The organism is Streptomyces sp. B6B3 (assembly GCF_039871525.1).
Classification (GTDB): domain Bacteria; phylum Actinomycetota; class Actinomycetes; order Streptomycetales; family Streptomycetaceae; genus Streptomyces.
On record NZ_JBDPLU010000008.1, the window covers coordinates 68,512 to 89,587 of the forward strand.

Genomic DNA, 21,076 nt, shown 5'->3' on the forward strand with positions numbered 1-21,076 from the left:
GCAACGGTCGCGGGGGTTCGCGGTTTCCGTTCGTTGGGCCTTTCATCGAAGCCGCTCCGTTGATCACTGGGAGGCGCCAGACAGGGGGCCAGGGAGGGGCCAGACTGGAAGGGGAGAGGAGGCCAGTTGATGAGCCAGGAGAGGCGCCAGTGGTTCGGGGCGTACCTCGCGCGTCTGCGGCGGACGAGCAGGCTGAGTCAGCGACAGGTGGCGAGCAAGCTGTGCGCCCTGTCCGGCGTGCAGTCCCTCACCCGCAACGAGGTGTCACGGTGGGAGCGCGGTGAACGCATCCCGGATTCCTGGCTGCCCGCCCTCGCTCAGGCCCTCGAAGTGCCGCTGAACGAGTTGGAGCAGGCAGCCGCCTACGCGCGCGAGGAAATCGACGGGCGCCCGGCCGAGCCGACGACCATCCCTGTCCCCTCGCCCGCTCATCCTGCCCAACCCGTCCATCGTGACATGCGCTCCGACAGGACCGCCATGGACTCTTTCCGAATGGCGGACCGACAGCTTGGCGGGGGCCATCTGTACGGATCGGTGATGCACTATCTCAACTCCCAGGTGGCGCCCAGAATCTTCGGCGCCGACAGCGTCAACAGCGCACCGGAGACCTTCCTTGCGGCAGCCGCCCTTACGGAAATGGCCGGGTGGATGGCTCACGACTCGGGCCAGGACAACCGTGCGCGGCAGCATTTCGAGCACGCCTTGCCCCTCGCCCGCGCTGGTTCGGACCATTCGCTCACAGCCCATGTCTTCGCCAGCCTGAGCCACTTGGCGCTGCAATCGGAGCAACCCCGCGACGCCATAGATCTTGCCCGCTCCGGACGAGCCGCGGCGAAGGCAGGTCCTCTCGTGCCGATGCTGAGCGCGCGGCTGTACGCCATGCAGGCCCGCGCGTCGGCGCGATTGGGAGAGGAATCTGCCAGCCGTCAAGCTCTCGCGGCGGCCGAGGATGCCTTAGGCCGCGAGGCGGAAGGTAACGCGTCCGAGTGGATCAGCCAGTTTGACGCGGCATCGCTCGCAAGTGAAGAAACGCTCTGCCTGCAAGAGCTGGGGCAGCTGCCAGCAGCGGCTGAGGCAGCCGAGCGAGCAGTCTCGTTGCGTACCGGAGAAAGGGCGCGAAGTCGCGTCTTCAGTCAGATCTCACTCGCTGCTATCCGTGCTGAGATGGGCGAGCTCGATGCGGCGTGTACCGTCGCGTCCGAATTACTGGAGTCCTGCCGCACCCTCGGATCTCTCCGCATCACGCACCAGCTCGACGACTTGGCCCAGACTCTCAGAGCCTTCCAGGCGGAACGGTCGGTAGCCGAACTTCTCGACTCGCTCACCATGGTCAACCAGCAACGGAGTTTGCTGCTGGCAGGCATCACCCCGTCACACAGTGGAGGAATCGCGCCATGACCGGCCAGCCCCAGCCCGGCACCGCGGAATGGGAGGTGTACCTTGCCGAAGGGAACGCCAAGCAGGCCCGTAAGCGCGTCGCCGCAGACGTGATCTTGCGCGACGAGTCGGGACGGATTCTTCTCGTGAATCCGACCTACAAAGAGGGTTGGGACCTTCCGGGCGGCATGGTCGAGGCGAACGAGTCACCGACGGATGCAGCACACCGCGAGCTTCTGGAAGAACTCGGCATCCGGCCGGAGCTTCGAGGACTGTTGTTGATGGATTGGGACCCGCCCCACGGACCCTGGGATGATCAATTCGTCCTGATCTTCGACGGCGGAACGCTGAGCCCTGCCCAGGCAGCAGGACTCAGCCCGCACGATGACGAGCTGTCCGCGTGTGCGTTCTTTCGGCCAGAGGACGCGATAGCCGCCCTACGACCGCGCATCCGTGAGCGCGTCGCCCAGGCCCTCGCCGCACTGATTGAAGGTGAGCCCCGATACCTAGAGGCCGGCCGCCCTCTCTGGTAGCTCTATCTGTAAACTGCGAGTGGCGAAACCGCAATCAACGGACCTTTCAGGATAAAGGCATCTTCGGCGATCGGCCCTCCCAGCTCATGAGGCCAGGAACGAAAAGCTTCCATGAGTCGAGCTTTTAGGTCAGTTGCCACACCACTTCGCCGCATCTTCCTCGGTAGCAGTTTCAAGACATCGAAGAGATCCAATTCGCGCTCATTCGGGATGATCTTATCAATTTTTCCGACTAGTGTCGATTCGCCTTCGAGTTCGTCAATCCCTCGCAAGATGTGATCACTCCGGGCTACGAAAAATACTTTCGTTTCGAGATCCCCCGCAGTTGACACAATGGGGATCTCCTTTTGCTGCTCATCTCTTCCGCGAAAAAGCATAGTGATCCCCTGAATGGCGACCTCGGCTTCCGGGTCTGTATCGGTGACTCCCATGCCTTTGACCATCTGCGTGAATTCAAGCAATGAGTCGATTAGCTGGGTTAGCTGGGAAACCTCGAAATTCCGCGATACTTCAACAAGTGCATGCTTGTCGATCTCCTGCACTTCCACATCGGTGTACTCGTCGTACTTCTTGATGTTTGATTCGAGTGATTCGTATAGGCGGTTGAATGAATGCTTTTCCGAGTAGCTGAGAATTTTTTCAAGGGTTCTTTCCTCCTTGGATTCCTGGACGCTGGTAGGAGGATCGTCCAAGTAGGCGTCACTGTCCGGTTGGCCGCTGTTCTCTGACTTCGTTTTTTCTCGCATCTGGATAAGGTGTCCGGGATCGAGTGCCGACATGTAGTCACTCAATCTCGCTGTATCCAAGTAAAGAAAGTCGCGAAGGCGCATGAGTCCTCTTTTCGTCGTTTCGTGGTACGGGACGATGTGCAGACGATTGAATGAGATCCAGACGATGATCTCGCTAGGTGGGGGTGTCGCCACCGGGATCAATAGAAGTTTCGAACGATTCTGCTAGGCGGGCAAGAGCTTCATTGGCTTTCGAAGTCTCGTCTTCCGTCAACTTGCGAGGAGAGTTGCTATAGGGCATGTACTGATCAGGATAGAGGATGTGGCCAAAACGAAGAGGGAAGTTTGCAAGGACTCTCCAATCCTTGCGGTGTCCCATCTTCACTCTAAGCGTCACGTTATAGTCGCGAGCTGTCCAGTGAAATTCGGGAAAAGGTGTCCGGAATTCGATGAAAACTTGTTCGGCTGCCCTCCCGCCTAGTGCAAATCCCGCCGGCAAGGTGAGTTCTTCGCCCTTCTCTGGACGAAGTCCCTTTCGAGTGGAGACCCATGGAAGATCGAATATCGAATCAGGGGTGTCGGTGAAAGAAAGTCGAAAATCTTGCACAATGATCGGCTTCGCCCCAGTGTTGTGCAGTACTAGCGGGAGTCGAAGCCGCATCGCCGATGCTGTCAATTCCACGGCAAAGGATTTTGGCTCCCAGGTCCTTAGGCGTCCTTGGCGAGCATTCAGCCACCAGAACGACGCGATCGTAAAGAAAAGGGCGCAAGATGCCACAACGGCGGTTGCGGGCAGCGCAGAGGAGGAGGTCTGTTGAGCGGCTAAGTCGATCGAGTAGAACACGGCAGTCAATCTGTGGTCCGCAAGAAGGAGGAAGGCGGGGTTGGGTGAGGTCGCCCTCTCCCAGATGCGCACGGTCAGGCTATCGTCTGGTACGCCCCAGTGGGCGAAATCATCAGATGTCAGCCCCTAGCTTCGGACGTGCCGACGGACGACCGGAGGGTCGGGCGATGGTGCAGGCCAGCTGGCGGGCGGCTGACAGCAACGGTGACAGCAACAGGGGCGCACATCGGCTGTCATGTGCCCCCACCGGCACACGGTGCTTCAGGTCGAGCAGGCCACCCGCACCGGGGCGCCCCGTTCTACGGATCAGAAGGTTGGGGGTTCGAATCCCTCCGAGCGCGCATCGCACGAAGGCCCCGCCGCACCGCGGCGGGGCCTTCGCCATGGCGGGTCATGGCGGGGTCGCGCCCTCCTGAGCCCGTCGCCCCTTCGGGTGACCCGGTGTGTGGCGTTCGCCACGCCCCGTGTCCGCCGGGATCGTGGCTCGACTTGCCGACCGGCCGGTCCCGCGCACGCTGGTGGGAGAGGTTCACGCGGCAGCGGGAGGCGGACATGGTTCAGGTGCACCGCAAGGGTGAGAACGAGATGCGGCAGGTCGAGATCTTCCGGATCGTGATGGAGGACGGCGACCAGGAGGCGATGCGCGCCGACCCCGAGCAGTTCGTCAGGCAGGCGGTGGCGTCCGAGATTCCCACGGTGAACCGGATGTCGGTCGACGTCGATCTGCTCAACGACCTGGCGAACGACGAGCCGATGGCGACGTGGGTGGTCCACCACACGGTGAGCGGCTCCGAGGAGTCCGCGATCGACGTCACCCGGGAGATGTGACGGGGGACGTCGCGGTGCGACGGGAACCCGCCGGGGCGATCCCGTAGTCGGTCGAGCGCGGACGGTCATCGGCGTCGGTAGGCTCCGGCGGGAGAGTGTCCGCCGAGTGAGAGCCGGGATGCCGTGGCGTACGCCTGCCCGTCCTGCGGGGCCGCCAAGACCGTCGTCGTGCTGTTCGGCGTCGAGGGGTCGTTCCCCTATCCGTGCCTGCGCTGTGCCTGGGTGCCGCGGTGGCTGCCCACCGGCACCGAGCAGCGGGCGAACGAGCCCTGTCCGACCCGGGCATGCCTGGGGTCGGTGTGCCTGGTGTACCTCTACGACGCGAGCGGCGAACTGCTGCGGGTCGGCCAGGAGCCCTGCGCCCGGTGCCGCGGCGGGGGCGTCGCGGAGCACGGTACCCCGCATGGTGTGGAGCGCCACCAGAACGGGACGCGGCTCTCCGCGGCGCGCTGGGGGTAGGGCGGGGTCAGCGCGCGCCGAAGGCCATACGCTCATGACCACCACCGAATGAGGGGGCGATCCACATCAGCCTCGAACGGCAGAGCCTCTACCGGTACCTGTGCGACAACCCCGGGTGCAGCTGGCAGTCACAACTCACCGGCTACCCGGAGCGGGCGCGCGAGCAGTACCACGGGCACGTCGAGCAGCACCACCAGGGTGACGTGGGCGTCGCGTGCGCCCGCTGCTCGGGCGAGGGGTACACGGGCGTTCCCGGTCACGGCGCCGGAGAGCAGCAGAAACACAAGCGGGCACCAGCCGTCTGAGACCCAGCCGTCTGAGACCCAGCCCTCTGAGACTGCGGGCGTCTGAGTAGCCGGCCGTCTGAGATCCCGGCCGTCTGAGATCCCGGTCGTCTGAGATCCCGGTCGTCTGAGACCCGGCCCGGTCCGTGGGCGGGACCTAGCGGTCGGATATCCTCGGCCGGGCGCCTCGGACCTCCAGGCCGTCCAGCAGACGCTGGGTGGCCTCGGCCACCGCGTCCACCGCCGCGTCGAAAACCTCCCGATTGTGAGCGGCCGGCGCGCGGAATCCGGACACCTTGCGAACGTACTGCAAAGCCGCCGCGCGGACCTCGTCGTCGGAGACCTCGGGCGTCGCGGGCGGGCGGAGCGTCTTGATGCTTCGGCACATGTCTCCAGTGTCGCACTCAGCACCGACAACGGCGCTGAGCTGCGCGAACGCCCTCCCCAGCGGAGCTGGCGGGGGCGGCGGGACCGGGCAGCGCGCCATAGTCCACACAGGGCCCGTCATCGTCCACAGGCCCCGCCCTAGCATCGTCCCGACGCCGAGAGCCGCGCGGTCGGCGGTCGTTCCCCCACATGCAGCAAACATCCACCAACCCCCACATGGATGGAGATTCCCATGCGCAGGACGAGCGCACGGTTCAAGCTGGGCAGTGCCGTAGCGGTGGTGACGGCGGCCGCGACGATCGGCGGCGTGACCGCGTGGAACGGGGCCGCCGCCGAGCCGGAGGCCGCCGAGACGCTCGCCGTCGGCACCCCCGAGGGCTATGGCCAGAACACCACCGGCGGCGCCGGTGGCGAGGTCGTCCAGGTGTCGGACGCCGGCGCGTTCGCCGAGGCCGCGGAGAGCGACGGCCCGCTGCAGATCGAGGTCAGCGGCACCATCTCGCTGTCCGACATGACCGACGTCACCTCGGACAAGACCATCATCGGCGTCGGCAGCGACGCCGAGATCACCGGCAGCGGCCTGAACGTCAGCGAGGCCGACAACGTGATCATCCAGAACCTCACGTTCAGCAACTCGAACGACGACGGCATCAACGTGCAGTACTCGACCAACGTGTGGATCGACCACTGCGACTTCACCGGTGCCAGCGACGGCAGCCTGGACATCAAGCGGGCCTCGGACGACATCACGGTGTCGTGGAACCACGTCTACGACTCCGACAAGAACATGCTCCTCGGCCACGACGACGACAACTCGGGCGAGGACGTCGGCAACCTGAAGGTCAGCTACCACCACAACTGGTTCGACGCCACCAACCAGCGCAACCCGCGCGTCCGCTTCGGCAACCCGGTGCACGTCTACAACAACTACTACAACGACATCGGCAGCTACGGTGTCGCGTCCACCATGGACGCCGGCGTGCTGGTCGAGGGCAACTACTTCGAGAACGTCGACGACCCGTACCACCTGGGTGAGGGCGACTCCGGACCCGGCGACCTGGTCGCCCGGGACAACGAGCTCGTCAACTCCAGCGAGGGCGAGACCGGCGGCTCGGTGAGCAACCCCTCGTACAGCTACGACCTGGACCCGGCCGCGGACGTCAAGTCGATCGTGACCGGTGGCGCTGGGGTCGGTCAGATCTGACAGGTCCTTGATCGACGTCCCGTTCCGTGGGTCCGAGCCCGGACAAGGCTGTTGGCCGCCTTGTCCGGGCACGGGCCTGCCGCTATCGTCCTCGCCACGAGAGACGCCGAGCGTTTCCCACGAGCGAGGCAGCCCCCATGGCGGAACGCGGGCCCGCAGCGACGCGGGCGCCGAGGCGGCCCACCGTCGGGCTCGTCACGGCCAACATCCACCTAGGCGTCGGCGCCAGTCTCTGGGCCGGGGTGCTTGAGGCGGCCGAACGGAACGACGTCAACGTCGTCTGCTTCCCCGGCGACGCACTACGTCCCGACGGCGCGCCGCGCAACGCGATCTACGACCTGATCGGTCGTGACCTCGGCCCGCTGCGGCTGGACGGCGCCATCTGCTGGACCTCCACGCTGGGCCTGCCGGCCGGCGCGCTGACCGCCGAGGACGAGCGGGCCGAGCGGCTGATCCGGCACCTCTCGGCCCTTCCCGTGGTCAGCCTGAACCGGGCGCTCGCCGAGCACGCGGAGGCCCCGGGGCCGCACAACGCCGCTGGCGCGCCCGGGCCTTCGGGCCAGCCGGGCCAGCCGGGTCTCTCGGGACAGCCGGGCCAGCACGGTCCCGGCGAACCCGGGCTCCCCGCCAGGGAGACCGGGAGGTATCCCCAGCATCCCCAACACGCCGACCACGAGACGCTGCTGCTCGACTCCTACGCCGGCATGCGCAAGGCCGTCAGCCACCTGGTGCAGGCGCACGGCCGCCGCCGGCTGGCCTGCCTGCGCGGGCCGCTGGCCAACCCCGTCTCGGTGAACCGTTTCCGCGCCTACGCCGACGCCCTGGCCCAGCACCGCATCCGCCACGACCGGTCGCTGGTCTCCGCCTCGGTGGACTTCGCCAACGGCGCCGGCGCCTCGGCGATGCGGGTGCTGGTGGACGTCCGCGGGCTGCGCCCCGGGCGGGACTTCGACGCCGTGGTGGCGTGCAGCGACGTGCTGGCCGCGGACGCGCTGCGGTTCCTCGCCGGCCGCGGGGTCCGGGTGCCGGAGGACGTGGCGGTCATCAGCTTCAACGACTCGCTGGAGGCGCGGCTCAGCGATCCGCCGCTGACCTCGGTGGCGCTGCCGTTCGCCGAGCTCGGCGCGCTCGCCGTGGACACGCTGCTGGCCCGGCTGCGCGGCGGGCGCCCGCCGGCGCGGCGCGCGGTGCCCGGCACGCTGGTCACCCGCCGGTCCTGCGGGTGCCACTCCCCGCTGGTGATCCAGGGCGCGCCCGAGCATCCTCCCGCCGAGGCTCGTCCCCCGAAGGCTCTGCCGACCGACACGCCTGCCGCCGGTGCTGCTGCCGCCGGTGCTGCTGCCGCCGGTGCTGCTGCCGCCGGTGCTCCCGCTGATACTCCCGCCGCCGATGCCCTCCCCGCAGGTGCGCCTCCCGAGGAGACGGCCGGGCCGGGCGCGGACGGGTCGCCGTCGCCGTCCCCGTCGCTTCCCGAGGCGACCGCCGAGCTGACCGAGGCGCTGCGCGCCGACATCGCCTCGGGAACCGGCGTCACCTTCCTCAGCCTCCTCGAACGCCGCCTCGACGGCTGGATCCAGGGCGTCGAGGACGCCGCCGCCTGGGACCGCGCGCTGCTGCGGCTCCGCGCGGACCTGCGGCCCGACGACGCCCGCGCCGAGCGGCTGCTCGGCCAGGCCCGGCTGATGGTGGCCGACAAGTCCCGCCGGCTGCTGGAGTACGAGCGGTGGACGCGGGAACAGGAGTCCATCAAGCTGCGCGAGCTCGGCACCACGCTGACCACGGTGGTGGACACCGAGGCGATACGCACCGCGCTGGGCCGCCATCTGCCGGGGCTCGGCGTGCCCGGCTGCCGCCTGCTGCTCAACACCAGCGCCACCGGCGGCACCGCGGGCCAGGCGGGCCCGCTGGCGTGGGCCGGCGCGGACGGCGAGCACGTCCCGCGGCCGCCGCTGGCCAGGGTGCCGCGCGAGGACCGGTTCACCGTCGTGCTGGAGGCGCTGCACATCGGCGAGGAGCAGCTCGGGTTCGCCCTCTTCGACGCCGGGCCGCGCCAGCACGCCGCCCGGCACGGCGCGCTGTACCGGGCGCTGGGCGACCAGATCAGCGCGGCGCTCAAGGGGGTGCGGCTCTTCGAGGAGGTGCGCCGGGCGCGCGACGCCGCGGAACAGGCCAGCCAGTTCAAGACCCGGCTGCTGGACAACGCCACCGACGAGCTGCGCACCCCCGTGGAGTCGATCCTGAACCACACCAGGGGCCGCGATCCGGCCGTCGCGGAGGACGCCGAGCGGCTGCTGCGGCTCATCGACGACCTGCTGGACCTGACCCGTTCGGAGATCGACGCGCTGGACCTGACCCGTCGGCTGCTCGACCCGCGCCCGCTGCTGACCGAGACGTTCGGGGCGTTGGCCCGGCCCGGCTGGCGCCTGGCGCTGCCGCGCCGGCTGCCCGCGCTGCGCGCCGACGCCTTCCGGCTGCGGCAGATCGTCCGCGGCCTGATCACCGCGACGGCGGGACCGGGCGCCGCTCCCGGCCTCGAACTCGCCGCCGAGGCCGGCCCGGACCGGCTGCACGTCGACGTGACCAGCCCCGAGCTGACCGTGCCGCCCGACGAGGACGAGCGGCTGTTCCAGCCGTTCGCCGCGGGGGAGCCGGGCAGCCGGCTGAGCCTGGCCATCGCCCGCCGGCTCGCGGTGCTGCACGGCGGTTCGGTCGCCTTCCGGCGCAGACCCAGACCCGGTTTCCACCTGGAGCTGCCGCTGCCCACCCCGGCCGAGCAGCATTCGGGACCGCCGCCCCGGCCGGCCGCGTCCGGGCGCACCCTGCTGGTCGCCGCGTCGGCGGGACCGGGGCCACGGGAGGTGGCGGCGCTGGCCGGCCGGCACGGGCTGGTCGCGCGGGTGCTGCACCCCGACGACGACGTGGCGACTCTGACCAGCGAGCCCGGGCCGGCCGCGGTGGCCTGGGACACCGAACGGGCCACCGCGCAGGAGTGGGCGACCATCCGCCGGCTGCACGACCATCCGGCGCTGCGCCACACGCCGTTCCTGCTCTACGGCCCGGTGGGCGGCGATGACCTGGGCCAGGCGCTGCACGCGCTGCGCCCGTCGGGCCTGGCCGCGCCCGCGCTCATCGTGGACGGTTCGGCGCACACCAGGGAGCGGCTGCGGCGGCTGCTCACCGGCGTGCTCCCCGGGCGCACGGTGCGCGCAGCGGCGGACGGCACGGCGGCCTGCGCGCTCTTCGCCGAGGACCCGCCGGGGCTGCTCATCGTGGACCGGGCGCTGCCCGACATGGACGGGTTCGAACTGGTGGAACGGCTGCACGAGGCGACGGGCCCGGGCGCCGCTCCCGGGGCCACCGGCTCGACCGGCGGCGACGGCGGCGGCCCGCCGAGCGTTCCGGTCCTGATGCTCAGCGACACCGGCTTCACCTTCGCCGACGCCCGCCGCGCCGAGCGCCACCCGTCCGTGGTGCTGCTCGGCCGGGACGTGTTGACCGACGCGGAGACCGCCCGGCTGCTGACCGCGATGATCCAGCGCGCCCGCACCGACCCCGCCGCCCAACGCACCTACGCGCCGGTCCGGCACGCCCTCGCCTACCTCGAACAGCACTACCGGCACCGTTTCTCCCGCTGGCAGGTGGCGCAGGCCGCGGGGGTGAGCGAGGACCATCTCGGGCGGCTCTTCCACCGCGAGCTCGGGGTCACGCTCTGGGAGTACCTGACCCGGCTGCGCATCAAGCGGGCCAAGGAGCGCCTGCAACGCAGCGACGACAGCGTGCAGACCATCGCCCGCGCGGTCGGCTTCCACGACCGCGCCTACTTCAGCCGGGTCTTCCGCAAGGTGACCGGCGTGGCCCCGCACGCCTACCGCGACGCTCCCTGAGCGCTCACGGAAAACCGCTGGGCGCCGGTCGGATTCGGTGGCTACCGTCCCCCACATGAACGAGACGGACGCGCACCGCGACGGACCGTACCGCGAGGGACACCCGGACTGGCTCCGGCTGAACCGCGCGAACTGGGACGACCGGGTGCGGGTCCACGCCGCCAGCGACTTCTACGACCTGTCGGGATTCCGCGCCGGCGGCGACACCCTGCGCGCCTTCGAGCTCGCGGAGCTGGGCGACGTGACGGGCCTGCGGCTGCTGCACCTCCAGTGCCACATGGGCCAGGACACGCTGTCCTGGGCGCGGCGCGGCGCCGAGGTCACCGGGCTGGACTTCTCCGAGAAGGCGATCTCCACCGCCCGGGCGCTGGCGGCCGACGTCGGGCTGGCCGACCGGGCGCGTTTCGTGGTCTCCGACGTGTACGAGGCGGGCGCGGCCCTGGGCGGGGAGCGCTTCGACGTCGTCTACACGGGGATCGGCGCGCTGGTGTGGCTGCCCGACCTGGTGCGCTGGGCGCGGGTGGTCGCCTCGCTGCTGGACGAGGGCGGGGCGCTGTACCTGGCCGAGTTCCACCCGTTGACCGACATGCTCGGGGACGACGGCCGCACCGTGGAGCGCGACTACTTCGAGGAACGCGGCCAGGTCGAGGACTTCGCGTACACCTACACCGGCGGTCCTGAGCTGACCGAGACGGTGTCGGTGGAGTGGTTCCATCCGCTGGGCGAGGTGCTGACCGCGATCAGCGGGGCCGGGCTGCGCGTCGACTTCCTGCACGAGCACCCGTTCACGCTCTTCCAGCGGTATCCGGTGCTGGAGCGTGACGAGGACGGGTACCACCGCTTTCCGCCGGGGCAGCCGGGCGTTCCGCTGATGTACTCGCTGCGCGCGACGAAGCTGGGCCCCGCTCCCGACCGGGAGCCGCCGGCTCAGTAGCCGTACTCGTCCTCGCACATCTGCCGGATGCTCGCGTCGCCCCACCAGTCGTAGGGCTCGCCCATCGCGCACAGCTGCTCCATGGCCTCCTCCTCGCCCGGGTCCGCGCCGTCGGTGGGGTCGGGCGCGGCGGTCTCGGTCGGGTCGGGCGCGGTGGCGGGTGGTTCGGAGGCCTCGGCCCCCTCGTCCGAGGCGTCCGGGTCGTCGGGCTCGGTGGCGGACGGCGTCGGGGACTCCTCGGTGACGCCCTGGTCGGGCGACGCCTGGGTGAGCCCGGTGGCGTCCGGCTCCGGCGGGGTGAGGGACTCGTCCGGGCTCGGGGGAGCGGACACCGGATCGCCGTCGGCGGGCCCCGCCGGGGCCTGGGTGCTGCAGCCGGCGAGCGCCCCCAGCACGGCCGCCGCGACCAGGGACACGAGCGGGGCGAGGAGCGCGCGACGGCGCCGGCTGCTGCTCATGATCCGTCCCTCCGGGAAGACGACGGCGATGCTGACGGGCATCACCGTACCGAACGGAGGATGGACGGGTGATCAGATGAGCTGGGAGATACGCGTGTTGAGCTTCTCCGCGGTCGTCGAGCCCGGCGCACGCCCCTCGCGGGCGAACGCGTTCGCCGCGCGCCGGAGCGTCTCGTTGACCGGGGTCGGCACCCCGTGCTGGCGGCCGAGCAGCACGATCTCGCCGTTGAGGTAGTCGGCCTCGATGGAGCCGAGACCGCGCCTGAGGCTCTGCCACGACGAGCCTCCGCCGCGCGCCTCGGGGCCCTCGCCGGCGAGCGGCCGCATCTCCATCCGCCCGGCGCGCGCCGCCGCCTGCTCCTCCGCCCCCGCGTGCGCGATGCCCGCCGCGGCCAGCACGGCCTCGCCCTCCTCCCGGGCCCGGCGCGCCAGATCCCGCGTCGCCTCGTCCTCCACCGGGCCGCAGAGCGCCTCCACCGCGTTCACCAGGTTCAGCAGCAGCTTGCCGTACTTCCAGCGGAGCACGTCGGGCACCACGGGGGCGGCGAACCGCGACGCCTCCAGATCGGCCGCGATCTGCGGCAGCACGTCGTCGGGCGCGGCCTCCGGATAGCGGCCCAGGTGCAGGACCCCGGTCAGCGGCGCGCAGGACGCGCTCACCAGGCCGGGCTCCAGATGCTCGGACGGCAGCCAGACGCACGCCCCGTAGACCCGCGCGAAGCGGCGCAGCGCCAGCTGCTCGCCGGCCACCCCGTTCTGCGCGCACAGCACCGGCGGGTCGCCCGCCGACTCGGCGTACGGCGCCCAGGCGTCGAGCGCCGGCACGGCGTCCTGCGTCTTGACCGCGAGGACCAGCACGTCGTCCGACTGCGGCACGACCTCCTCCGGGCCCGCCGCGACCGGCACCGGCAGGGTCAGCGTGGCCTCGGGGGTGCGCAACCGCAGCCCGTTCCGGCGCAGCGCGGCGGCGTGCGCGCCCCGCGCGACCAGGACGACGTCGTGCCCGCTCTCGTACAGCCGTCCGCCGATCGACCCACCGACCGCACCGGCCCCGATGATGATGTAGCGCATCGGGCCATTATCCGCGCCAAAAACCGTACAACCATCCGAAAATCGCTGGTGGACCCGTAACGTGTTGACCGTCACCCGCGATGTTCTCCGCACACGATCCACGCACGGTCCGCACAGCTGCGCACAACCACGTCAACGGCGCCACGGGGGGGCGATGGGCGAGGAACCGTACGGTCAGGGCGCGTTACTCGACGGGCTCGTGCCCCGGATGGTCGGCCTGGAGCGAACCAGGGAGCGCAGGTTCCGGCCGGACTTCGGCGGCGCCGGGCCGCTCGTCAGGGTCACCGGCGGGCGGGCGAGCGGCAAGACGGCGATGCTCGACGCCCTCGCCGACGGCTACGCCCACCGGCTTCCGCTGGCCCGCGCCGACCTCGCCGCGCCGGACCTGGGCAACAGCGCCCTGGACGCGATGCGGCTGACCGAGTCACCGACCGCCTCGCCGGTCACCCACCTGCTCTACCTGCTGAGGCACCAGCTCGGCCTGCACACCCGCGGCGGCGGCCTGCCCTTCCCCCGGCTCTCCCTCGGCCTCCTGGTCGCCACGGCCTGGATACCCGACCAGGACGGCCGGGGCCTGGTCCCGGCCGGACTGCTGGCGGCCCAGCGCGAGCTCTGGCAGTTCGTCACCGGAGCCCTCTCCGACCCGGGGAAACGACGGCAGCTCATCGAGGGCTGGCTGACCGCGCTGACCGACTGCCTGCCCATCGTGCTGCCCGGCCTGGAGAGCTTCGTCCAGGCCCTCATCTCCACCGGCCGGGAGTTCCTGCTGTCGCGGCGGTCACGTAGTCCGCTGCGCTGGTGGGGCCGGCGGCTGGCGGCGGCGCTGGGCGACGACATCGACCGGCTCTTCTACTTCATCATCGACTTCCAGACCATGGGCGAGAGCCGGCGCACCGCCGAGCGCCGGCTGGTGGAGGCCTTCGTGGCCGACGTCGCGGCCCGGTACGGCGTCCTGCAGCGGCACAACGCCAGATCGCTGCCGCTGGTCCTGCTGGACAACGTGCACGCCGGCGTGGGACCGCGGTTCCTGGAGTTGCTGGGCGACGGCTACCGGGCGTTGGCCGCCGAGGGCGGGTCGCCGGTGCACCCGGTCGTCGTGGGCACCGCCCTCGGCCGCGAGACGTGCGACCACGCGAGGGACGCGCACGACGCCGGCTGCCCCCGCCCGCTCGACGACGTCGGCCGCCCCTTCGCCTGGTCCGCCCCCTCCTCCGCCACCCCCGCCGCGACGGCCGCCGCCGGCTGGCTGCTGCGGCTGCACATCAACGAGGTGCGGCAGGAGCACATCAGGACGATGCTGCGGATCGCCCTCGGTCCCGTCAGGTATCCGCCGGACCTGGAGCGGCCGATCGCCCGGCTCAGCGGCGGCCGGGCCGGCTGCGCCCGGATCCTGGTGGACGCCGCGCTGCGACGGCTCGACGCCGGCGCGGACCCGGCGCGGCTGACCGGCGACGACCTCCTCGCGGACGGCGTCGGCCACGAGCTGCTCGAACTGCTGCTGCCCGGCCAGCTCCCGGTGCGCCGGGGGGACACGGTGCTGCTGTCCGCCGCCCTGGAGAGCACGGCCGCGCGCACCCTGCTGCGCGAGCGCGGCACGCCCCGGCCGCAGGACGACGGCGACGCGACCCGCCGGCTGAACCACGTGCGGGGCGAGCTGGCAGGACCGCACTGGCGCCGCGACCCGTGGCCCGCGCCGGCCGCGCCGCCGGTCCGCGACCGGGCGCTGCGGGCGCTGCTGCTGCGCCGGCTCGCCGACCGGCCGCGCCCCGCGCGCGACGCCGACCCGGCGGACTGGGAGACGGCGCACGGACGGTTACGCGAGCACCGGCCGCCCGACCCCGGACCGGACGGTGCCCCGTCCGCCCCCGGCGTGCACTGGGCCTTCTCGCTGCACCACGCCCTGGCGTTGGGCGAACTGGAGGTCGTGACCCGCCGGCTGCACGAGCTCTTCGTGAGCCTCACACCCCGGCAGTGGCTCACCGTCGTCAACATCGTCTGTGCCGCCCCCCGCGCGCCCCGCGAGCTGGTGCGTCCCCCCGGGACTCCCGGCACCCCCGGCGCCCCCGGCACCCCCGGCACCCCCGGGGCCGGGCCGCCGGACTGTCCCGTCTGCTCCGGCGACGATCCGGCGCACCGCTCGATCCGGCAGCTGACCCGTTGCGTGTGGCGGCTGTCCGACCCGATGGCCACCACGCCCGACCCCGAGGACGTGGAAGAGGTCCACTCCGTCCTCGACTGGCTGCACCGCTACCACGACGCCGACGCCGGGGTGTTCGGAAACGCGGCGCACGCCTGGCGGACCCAGCTCAGGGAGGGGATCCAGGCCCCCGCCCTGCGGACACCGTTGCCCGAGACACCGGAAGGGACGCAGTCGTGATGGCTTCCAGGCCCGCCCGCACCTGGTATCGGCCCCTCGCCTGGGGTGTGTTGACCCGATGGGTGGTCGGCGTGGTCGTCGTGGGGACGGTCGGGGCCGGCAGCGTCGTCGCTGTCGTGGCCCTCCGCGACCGCAGCTGCGCCGAGGGGGTGACCGAGCGCGGGGGCGAATGCGTCGGCGTCACCGACGGCGGCTACAGCTTCGACCCGCTGCTCGACGACGTCTCCCGGCGCATCGAGGAGGAGAACGACCGGGTCACCGGCTCCGGCGAGGGCTACGTGACCGTCGCCTTCATGGTGCCGATGAACTTCGCCGACCAGGTCGAGCGGGAGCAGACGCTGCGCGAGGTGCAGGGCGCCTACCTGGCGCAGTACCACGCCAACCACCGAGAGGACGAGACCCCGCGGATACGCCTGGTGCTGGCCAACCCGGGGCCGGACAACGCGCACTGGGAGCCGGTCGCCCGGCAACTCGTCGACATGGCGGACTCGGAGCATCAGCTACGCGCCGTCACCGGCTTCAACGTCTCGATCGCCAGCACCCGGGCCACCATCGAGTACCTGACCAGGGACCACGGCATCCCGGTGGTGGCCGGGCCGCTGACCGCCGACGACATCGGCAACACGGACGAGCGTCCCGACGCGTACCCGGGCATGGCCAAGATCGTCCCGGACAACGGCGACCAGGCCCAGGCGCTGGGCTACTTCAACGCGGAGACCGTCGACCCGACCCGCACTCTCCTGGTGGAGGACGAGCGGGAGGACGACAACTACATCGCCTCGCTCGCCGACGTCTTCGGCGACCTCACGGCGCAGGCCCAGCGCGCCCCCGAGACGTACGAGTCACCGCCGGACGTCAACGACGAGAGCACGCTGTCCAACACCTTCAACCAGATGGTCAACAACATCTGCTCCGGCCCGGCCGACACCATCTACTTCGCGGGCCGGCCGGTGCAGCTGCGGCAGTTCGTCAACGAGCTCGGCGGCCGGCACTGCACGACCCGGAGCTTCACCGTGATCACCGGCTCCGGGGCCTCCTCGCTGGCCACCGACAAGGAGCTCCGCTGGGAGGCGCTGAGCAACGGCGTGACCGTGCAGTACGCGGCCATCGCGCATCCCGACGCCTGGGGGAGTGGCTCCGCGCCGGTCGGGTCCGGGGGCGACGCGTCGGCGTTCCAGGAGTTGGAGGAGCTGGTGCGGCAGGCCGAGGAGCGGCCCGTGGGCCCGATCGGCGCGGAGCGGCTGGACCTCACCGACTCCCGCGCGATCGTCATCTACGACGCGGTCACCACGGCGGTGCGGGCGATCTGGAACAGCGTCACCCCCGACCAGCCGATCCCGTCGCTGACCGACATCGGCAACGCCTGGCCGCGGCTGCGTGACGTCAACCGGGTCGAGGGCGCCAGCGGCTGGATCTGCCTGGACAACAACGGCAACGCCTACAACAAGGCGGTGTCCGTGGTCAGCCTGGACCCGGAGCGGGAGGGCGGCATCCGGTTCGACGGGGTGGCCTGGCCGAACGGCGAACCGCCCACCGACTGCAGCATCCCCAACCAGCCCTGACGCGCCCGGTGGTGGCTGGAAGACACCGCCCGCACGGCGTGAAAGTGGCAGGAAAGCGCCGTTGGCCACGCTGGCACCCAGTAAGAGATCACGATCTTGGAGTGCGACATGAGGTGGCCTTCTCGACTGGCGGTGGCACTGGGGACCATGGCCCTGGTGGCGGGCTGTTCCAGCGGTGACTCGGCCGAGCCGGAGGGCGACACCGCGGGGAGTTCCCTCGGCGCCTTCGGGGGCGGCGGGCAGGAGCAACAGGAACAACAGGAACAACAGGAGCAACAGGAACAACAGGAGTCCCAGGAGCCCGCCGCGCAGACCGGGTTCGACGAGTGCCAGCTGTTCGCGCCCGACGAACTGGCCGACATCTTCGGCATCCCCGCCCTGCACATCACCGCGCGAACGATCGATCCGCAGGCGGACGGTGGGCGGCTGGCCGCCTGCGGCTACTACTCGGATGACATACCGGGTCTCCCCGGCGTGTGGATCAACACCGTGGCGGGTGCGGACGAGGAGGCACTTTTCGCGGCCTTCGAGGGACGGGACACGGGCTCACTGGACAACCTCGGTGACCGCGCCGAGGTGGTGGCCACGACCGCGCCGGACGGGTCGGTCCGCTCCCGCCAGCTGAGGGTGATCGACGGCGACGTCGGGCTGATCATCAGCTACACCTACGACGACGGACCCGGCGGCATGCCCGCGATCCCCGACGGCGAGCTCGGCGAGGCGGTCGCCACGGTCGCCGTCCTAGCCCTGGAACGCGTACCCGCGGAGCCGAGCATCCCCGACGGCGAGCCCGAGGGCCCGTGCGCCGAGGTCGACCTGGCGCACGCGGCCGAGGTGCTCGGGGAGGAACTCGTGGCAGCACGCACCGTGCTCAGCGACACGGGCGGCGTGAGCTGCACCTTCACCGGCAACGAGGCGGCGCTGGACGCCGTGGTGTACACCGATCCGGAGATCGTCGAGAACTGGCGTCCCCCGGCCGACGAGATCAATGGTCCGGACATCGCCGACGGTGCCCGCCTCGACACCGAACTGGGCTACCTCGACACGACGGTCATCTCGGGGAATCACGTCCTGGCCATCAGCGCCTGGTACACCCAGACGGTCGGCGCGCCCGGCACGCCGGGGCCGCAGGAGACGGAGCTGGTGCGCGCGGTCGCCGAGGCGGTCGACGGCTGACCGCAGGACTGTGTAGGACTCTGCTGGACTCCGCATGACTCCGCGGCGAGGTCGGGGGCCCGACCTCGCCGCGGGCGCGGTTACCAGTAGACGACGACCTTGTCGCCCTCGTTCACCTCGTCGAAGAGCTGCGAGACGGCCCCCTCGTCGCGGACGTTGACGCAGCCGTGCGAGGCGCCGTTGTAGCCGTTGGCGGCGAAGTCCTCCGAGTAGTGCACGGCCTGGCCGCCGTCGAAGAACATCGCGTACGGCATCGGCGAGTCGTAGATCGTCGAGTGGTGGTTCCGGGACTTCCAGTACACCTCGAACACGCCCTCGCGGGTGGGCGTCTCCTCGGCGCCGAACCGGACGTCCATCGTCATCTCGACCTCGCCGTCGATCACCCAGGACAGGGTCGAGGAGGTCTTCGATATGCACAGCACCCGGCCCGTCAGGCAGCGGTCGTCGAGCACCTGGGCCGGCTCCGCCTCCGGCACGTCGAGCGGCGGGTACATCTCGTCCTGGGTCGGCGTGTCCGTCTCGGCGGTCAGCGCGTCCCAGGTGTCCTGGTAGACCGTGCCGGTCTCCTCGAGGCCCGCCGCCGCCTGGTAGGCGCTGACGGCGGCCGTGGTGACCTCGCCGTAGTAGCCCGTGGGGTTCTGCGTGAAGTGGTCCAGCTGCGCCAGCCGGGCCTGGAGCTCCCGCACCTGCTCGGAGTTGGCCCCGTAGTCCAGCACCGGCTGCGGCGGGAACATCTCCTCCTCGGTGGGCGTCGTGGTCTGCCCGGTCAGCGCGTCCCAGGTGGACTCGGTGACCTCGCCGGTCACCTCCAGGTCCTGGTCGCGCTGGTACTCGGAGACCGAGCCGAGCGTGATGTCGCCGAAGAAGCCGGTGGGCTGCGCGGTGAAGAACTCCAACTGGGCCAACCGCGCCTGCAGCTCGCGCACCTCGTCCGACTCGTCGCCGTAGGCGAAGAGGACCTGCTCCGCCGGCTCCTGCGGGGCCTCGTCCTCGGCCTCGCCGTTCGGCTCGTCGTTGCCATCGTCGGACTCCGCCGGCGACTGGGAGTCCCCGGTGGATCCCGAGGGCTCCTCCGAGCCCTCGGACGAACATCCGGACAGCAACAGCGCGGCCGCCACGGCGCCCGCCGTGACGGTTCGGCGGAGAACGGTCGTGCGCATCTGTATCCCCCTCGTTCCCAATGGGCTTCATGGGTATAGATGCGCCTTGCAGCCGGAATGTTTCCAAGATCCCATAACGATGGAGCCACAATCCGGGCCTTCCACTCAGCGGGGAGCTCAGCGGGCGCTCAGCGGGGAGCTCAACGGGCGCTCAACGGAGCAGCGCGCGGACCGACTCCACGGTGTCGGCCTCCGCGGCGGGCTTGTCCTCCCGATAGCGCAGCACCCGCGCGAAGCGCAGCGTCACCCCCTCCGGATAGCGCGTCGAACGCTGCACGCCGTCGAACGCCACCTCCACCACCAGCTCGGGCCGCACCCGCACCACCCAGCCCTCCTCCCCGCCCCGGTCCCCGCCCCCGTCGTCCCCGCCTCCCACGTCGCCGTCCAGGGCCAGCCCGGTCAGCCGCTCGGTCTGCCAGTCGAGCATCGCGTCGGTCAGACCCTTGAACGTCTTGCCCAGCATCCCGAACGTGCCGTCCGCCCGGCGGGCGCCCAGATGCAGGTTGGACAGCTTCCCGGCGCGGCGTCCGTGCCCCCACTCCGCCGCGAGCACCACCAGGTCCAGGGTGTGCACCGGCTTCACCTTCAGCCAGGAGGCGCCGCGCCGCCCCGCCCCGTACGCCGAGTCCAGGCCCTTCACCAGCACGCCCTCGTGGCCGCGGTCCAGCACGTCGTCGGCGAACGCCCGAGCCGCCTCCCGCTGCCCCTCGTCCGCCGGCTCCCGCACCACCAGCCGACGCACCCGGCGGTGCTCGGGCACCACCCGGGCCAGCTCCGCGTGCCGCTCGCCGGCGGGCAGGCCGAGCAGCTCGCGGCCGTCCACGTAGAGCAGGTCGAAGAAGACGGGGAAGAGCGGCAGCGGCCCCGCCGCCTCATCCGCCAGCGGCCGGGGCAGGGTGCCGACCCGGCCGGCGGTCTCCTGGAACGGCCGGGGCCGGCCGTCCGGTCCCAGCGCGATGACCTCGCCGTCCAGCACGGCCTGCCGCACGTCGAGCTCCAACGCCGCCGCCCGCACCTCCGCCAGGCTCCCCCAGGCGCCGGGGCGCCTGGGAGGTGCCCCCATGCCGATCTCCGCCAGCGTCCGGGTGTAGACCCGCACCCGCTCCCCGTCCCGGTGCACCTGGACCCGGATCCCGTCCAGCTTCTCCTCCACCGCGCACGGGCCGACCCGGTCCAGCGCCTCGTCCACGCTCTTCGCGCTCTGCGCGAGCATCGGCTGCACCGGGCGCCCGACCTGCAGCCGGAACGCGCCCAGCACCTCCACGCCGTGCGCCAGCAGCTCGCGGGCGACGGCGCCGAGCGAGCCGCCGAGCATCACCGCCCGCCGCACCTCCTCGGGCTCGGCGCCCGCGGCGGCGGCCAGGCCCTCGACCGCCAGCGCGTCCAGCGCGCCCTGCCGCAGCTCGCCGCTGAGCAGCCGGAACAGGAAGTCCTGCTCCGTCCCGGTGGCCGCCGCCATCAGCTCGCCGAGCAGCCGCTGGCGCTCCGCCGTCGAACCCTTGCCAGAAACGGCGGCGATCCGGCCCAGGGCCTCGTCCACGGACCGCACGGTGAGCGTCGCCACCGGCGCGGGCGCCTGGCGCAGGCTGCTCAGCGCCCGCCAGCCGACCCCGATCCGGCGCTGCGGCAGCCGCCCGGCGAGGTACGTGATCACGATCGGAGCGTCGTCCGGGTCCGCCTTGGCGAACAGCCGGGCGAGCGCCACGGTCTTGGCGGAGCGGGCCGCGCTCCCCGCCACCTCCCGCGACGTCTCCGCGACGTCCACGAACAACAGCATGCCTCCCATGGTCCCCCGCCCCACTGACAGCCG

The 21,076-nt window shown here is 71.0% G+C and carries 18 protein-coding genes; 10 read left to right on the top strand and 8 right to left on the bottom strand.

Annotation, left to right across the window (positions count from 1 at the left end; translation table 11 throughout):
• Positions 1 to 129: 129 nt before the first annotated feature.
• Entirely contained in the window at positions 130 to 1,398 is a 1,269-nt protein-coding gene (locus ABGB06_RS18175; protein WP_347590562.1) for a helix-turn-helix transcriptional regulator, read from the top strand.
• On the top strand, positions 1,395 to 1,910 hold the full coding sequence (locus ABGB06_RS18180; RefSeq protein WP_347590564.1) for an NUDIX hydrolase: 516 nt from the start codon (positions 1,395 to 1,397) through the stop codon (positions 1,908 to 1,910). The genes ABGB06_RS18175 and ABGB06_RS18180 overlap by 4 nt, the downstream gene beginning before the upstream one ends.
• Before the next feature lie 2 nt (positions 1,911 to 1,912).
• On the opposite strand, the gene ABGB06_RS18185 is transcribed toward ABGB06_RS18180, so the two are convergent.
• Together ABGB06_RS18185 and ABGB06_RS18190 are read right to left on the bottom strand one after the other, a co-directional pair.
• Positions 1,913 to 2,740: a hypothetical protein gene (locus ABGB06_RS18185; RefSeq protein WP_347590566.1), complete on the bottom strand. Its 828-nt coding sequence runs from the start codon at positions 2,738 to 2,740 to the stop codon at positions 1,913 to 1,915.
• 73 nt (positions 2,741 to 2,813) lie between these two features.
• Positions 2,814 to 3,482 carry a hypothetical protein gene (locus ABGB06_RS18190; RefSeq protein ID WP_347590568.1) on the bottom strand — a complete coding sequence of 223 codons (669 nt, stop codon included), beginning with the start codon at positions 3,480 to 3,482 and terminating at the stop codon, positions 2,814 to 2,816.
• 552 nt (positions 3,483 to 4,034) lie between these two features.
• Here ABGB06_RS18190 and ABGB06_RS18195 point away from each other — a divergent pair.
• Complete coding sequence (locus ABGB06_RS18195) at positions 4,035 to 4,310, top strand: hypothetical protein (RefSeq protein WP_347590570.1); 276 nt, start codon at positions 4,035 to 4,037, stop codon at positions 4,308 to 4,310.
• A gap of 123 nt (positions 4,311 to 4,433) precedes the next feature.
• On the top strand, positions 4,434 to 4,769 hold the full coding sequence (locus tag ABGB06_RS18200) for a hypothetical protein (RefSeq protein ID WP_347590572.1): 336 nt from the start codon (positions 4,434 to 4,436) through the stop codon (positions 4,767 to 4,769).
• 128 nt (positions 4,770 to 4,897) lie between these two features.
• Here ABGB06_RS18200 and ABGB06_RS18205 read toward each other — a convergent pair whose 3' ends face one another.
• Positions 4,898 to 5,053, bottom strand: a complete 156-nt coding sequence (locus ABGB06_RS18205) for a hypothetical protein (RefSeq protein WP_347590574.1) — start codon at positions 5,051 to 5,053, stop codon at positions 4,898 to 4,900.
• A gap of 157 nt (positions 5,054 to 5,210) precedes the next feature.
• A complete protein-coding gene (locus ABGB06_RS18210; protein WP_347590576.1) occupies positions 5,211 to 5,441 on the bottom strand; it encodes a DUF2277 domain-containing protein in 231 nt (76 codons plus the stop codon).
• A 231-nt stretch (positions 5,442 to 5,672) separates the two neighbouring features.
• Between ABGB06_RS18210 and ABGB06_RS18215 the strand changes: the two genes are divergently transcribed.
• From ABGB06_RS18215 to ABGB06_RS18225, 3 genes are all read left to right on the top strand, one after another.
• Positions 5,673 to 6,644 (top strand): right-handed parallel beta-helix repeat-containing protein, encoded by a 972-nt coding sequence (locus tag ABGB06_RS18215; protein ID WP_347590578.1) that lies wholly within the window; start codon positions 5,673 to 5,675, stop codon positions 6,642 to 6,644.
• A gap of 137 nt (positions 6,645 to 6,781) precedes the next feature.
• Positions 6,782 to 10,528 (top strand): substrate-binding domain-containing protein, encoded by a 3,747-nt coding sequence (locus ABGB06_RS18220; RefSeq protein WP_347590580.1) that lies wholly within the window; start codon positions 6,782 to 6,784, stop codon positions 10,526 to 10,528.
• Positions 10,529 to 10,583: 55 nt separating this feature from the next.
• The gene (locus tag ABGB06_RS18225; protein ID WP_347590582.1) at positions 10,584 to 11,462 is read left to right on the top strand and encodes a methyltransferase domain-containing protein; all 879 of its coding nucleotides are present in this window, start codon (positions 10,584 to 10,586) and stop codon (positions 11,460 to 11,462) included.
• Here ABGB06_RS18225 and ABGB06_RS18230 read toward each other — a convergent pair.
• Both ABGB06_RS18230 and ABGB06_RS18235 read right to left on the bottom strand, forming a co-directional pair.
• Positions 11,456 to 11,962 (bottom strand): hypothetical protein, encoded by a 507-nt coding sequence (locus ABGB06_RS18230; RefSeq protein WP_347590584.1) that lies wholly within the window; start codon positions 11,960 to 11,962, stop codon positions 11,456 to 11,458. The genes ABGB06_RS18225 and ABGB06_RS18230 overlap by 7 nt on opposite strands.
• Positions 11,963 to 11,992: 30 nt before the next feature.
• Positions 11,993 to 12,991, bottom strand: coding sequence for a 2-dehydropantoate 2-reductase (locus ABGB06_RS18235; RefSeq protein WP_347590586.1), 999 nt, complete (start codon positions 12,989 to 12,991; stop codon positions 11,993 to 11,995).
• A gap of 154 nt (positions 12,992 to 13,145) precedes the next feature.
• Here ABGB06_RS18235 and ABGB06_RS18240 point away from each other — a divergent pair, with 154 nt between their 5' ends.
• From ABGB06_RS18240 to ABGB06_RS18250, 3 genes are all read left to right on the top strand, one after another.
• Entirely contained in the window at positions 13,146 to 15,368 is a 2,223-nt protein-coding gene (locus ABGB06_RS18240) for a hypothetical protein (protein WP_347590588.1), read from the top strand.
• A complete protein-coding gene (locus tag ABGB06_RS18245; protein ID WP_347590590.1) occupies positions 15,368 to 16,930 on the top strand; it encodes a hypothetical protein in 1,563 nt (520 codons plus the stop codon). The genes ABGB06_RS18240 and ABGB06_RS18245 overlap by 1 nt, the downstream gene beginning before the upstream one ends.
• A gap of 108 nt (positions 16,931 to 17,038) precedes the next feature.
• Positions 17,039 to 18,106: a hypothetical protein gene (locus ABGB06_RS18250; RefSeq protein WP_347590592.1), complete on the top strand. Its 1,068-nt coding sequence runs from the start codon at positions 17,039 to 17,041 to the stop codon at positions 18,104 to 18,106.
• 80 nt (positions 18,107 to 18,186) lie between these two features.
• Here the strand turns inward: ABGB06_RS18250 and ABGB06_RS18255 are convergent, their stop codons facing one another.
• Positions 18,187 to 19,266: a L,D-transpeptidase family protein gene (locus tag ABGB06_RS18255; RefSeq protein WP_347590594.1), complete on the bottom strand. Its 1,080-nt coding sequence runs from the start codon at positions 19,264 to 19,266 to the stop codon at positions 18,187 to 18,189.
• Between the two features lie 151 nt (positions 19,267 to 19,417).
• The gene (locus ABGB06_RS18260; RefSeq protein WP_347591066.1) at positions 19,418 to 21,040 is read right to left on the bottom strand and encodes an ATP-dependent DNA ligase; all 1,623 of its coding nucleotides are present in this window, start codon (positions 21,038 to 21,040) and stop codon (positions 19,418 to 19,420) included.
• Positions 21,041 to 21,076 lie beyond the last annotated feature (36 nt).

Coding starts and splice junctions, on each gene's coding strand:
- ABGB06_RS18175 (WP_347590562.1), top strand. CDS start 130: ATGAGCCAGGAGAGGCGCCAGTGGTTCGGGGCGTACCTCGCGCGTCTG.
- ABGB06_RS18180 (WP_347590564.1), top strand. CDS start 1,395: ATGACCGGCCAGCCCCAGCCCGGCACCGCGGAATGGGAGGTGTACCTT.
- ABGB06_RS18185 (WP_347590566.1), bottom strand. CDS start 2,740: ATGCGCCTTCGCGACTTTCTTTACTTGGATACAGCGAGATTGAGTGAC.
- ABGB06_RS18195 (WP_347590570.1), top strand. CDS start 4,035: ATGGTTCAGGTGCACCGCAAGGGTGAGAACGAGATGCGGCAGGTCGAG.
- ABGB06_RS18210 (WP_347590576.1), bottom strand. CDS start 5,441: ATGTGCCGAAGCATCAAGACGCTCCGCCCGCCCGCGACGCCCGAGGTC.
- ABGB06_RS18215 (WP_347590578.1), top strand. CDS start 5,673: ATGCGCAGGACGAGCGCACGGTTCAAGCTGGGCAGTGCCGTAGCGGTG.
- ABGB06_RS18220 (WP_347590580.1), top strand. CDS start 6,782: ATGGCGGAACGCGGGCCCGCAGCGACGCGGGCGCCGAGGCGGCCCACC.
- ABGB06_RS18225 (WP_347590582.1), top strand. CDS start 10,584: ATGAACGAGACGGACGCGCACCGCGACGGACCGTACCGCGAGGGACAC.
- ABGB06_RS18230 (WP_347590584.1), bottom strand. CDS start 11,962: ATGCCCGTCAGCATCGCCGTCGTCTTCCCGGAGGGACGGATCATGAGC.
- ABGB06_RS18235 (WP_347590586.1), bottom strand. CDS start 12,991: ATGCGCTACATCATCATCGGGGCCGGTGCGGTCGGTGGGTCGATCGGC.
- ABGB06_RS18240 (WP_347590588.1), top strand. CDS start 13,146: ATGGGCGAGGAACCGTACGGTCAGGGCGCGTTACTCGACGGGCTCGTG.
- ABGB06_RS18245 (WP_347590590.1), top strand. CDS start 15,368: ATGGCTTCCAGGCCCGCCCGCACCTGGTATCGGCCCCTCGCCTGGGGT.
- ABGB06_RS18250 (WP_347590592.1), top strand. CDS start 17,039: ATGAGGTGGCCTTCTCGACTGGCGGTGGCACTGGGGACCATGGCCCTG.
- ABGB06_RS18255 (WP_347590594.1), bottom strand. CDS start 19,266: ATGCGCACGACCGTTCTCCGCCGAACCGTCACGGCGGGCGCCGTGGCG.